The following is an 831-nucleotide window of genomic DNA, read 5'->3' as shown; positions in this document are numbered from 1 at the left end:
TTGGTTACGGGCTTTGACGTGGCGGTTGAAATCTCCAACTACATCTTGGTGTTTTCCGTCGCGGCTTTGTCGATTTATCTGTGGTTGGACAGCGCGATTAGCGTCGGTGCCATTGCTATTGCGGTCAGCCTAGCGCTGCGCGTTAACGGCATGTCGATGTGGATCATGTGGGAAGTCGGAGCCCTGTTTGAAAACATGGGTACTGTCGTGGATGGCATGAAAACACTGTCCAAACCTATCGATATCCAAGACAAACCGAATGCGAAAGACTTGGTCGTATCTAAAGGTGGCATCCAGTTCGATAACGTCAGCTTTCATTACGGTGAAAACAAAGGCGTCATCAACCATCTGAATCTCGACATCAAACCTGGAGAAAAAGTCGGCTTGGTTGGGCGCTCTGGCGCAGGCAAATCCACGTTGGTGAACTTGCTGTTACGCTTCCATGATGTGGAAGAAGGCAGCATTAAGATTGACGGTCAAAACATTGCTGACGTCACGCAAGATTCGTTGCGCTCGAAAATTGGCATGGTGACACAGGATACGTCTCTTTTGCACCGTTCAATAAGAGATAACATCTTGTACGGCAACCCAACCGCCTCAGAAGGGGAACTGCTTAAAGCGACGAAACAAGCGCACGCTCACGAGTTCATCGAAACACTGACAGACCCATTTGGCAATGTCGGCTACGATGCGCAAGTTGGCGAACGAGGCGTGAAGTTGTCTGGTGGTCAGCGTCAGCGTATCGCGATTTCTCGTGTGGTATTGAAAGACGCGCCGCTGTTGGTACTGGATGAAGCAACTTCAGCTCTGGACTCAGAAGTCGAAGCGGCT

The 831-nt window shown here is 50.3% G+C and carries 1 protein-coding gene; it reads left to right on the top strand.

The features are described from left to right. On the top strand, positions 1 to 831 hold an 831-nt coding region (locus tag R7Z49_RS24155; RefSeq protein WP_318112252.1), incomplete at both ends, for an ABC transporter ATP-binding protein.

Source organism: Vibrio sp. 1562 (assembly GCF_033340155.1).
Taxonomy (GTDB): domain Bacteria; phylum Pseudomonadota; class Gammaproteobacteria; order Enterobacterales; family Vibrionaceae; genus Vibrio; species Vibrio alginolyticus.
Note: the sequence above shows the minus strand (reverse complement) of the source record. Positions and strands in the feature narration are given on the sequence as shown.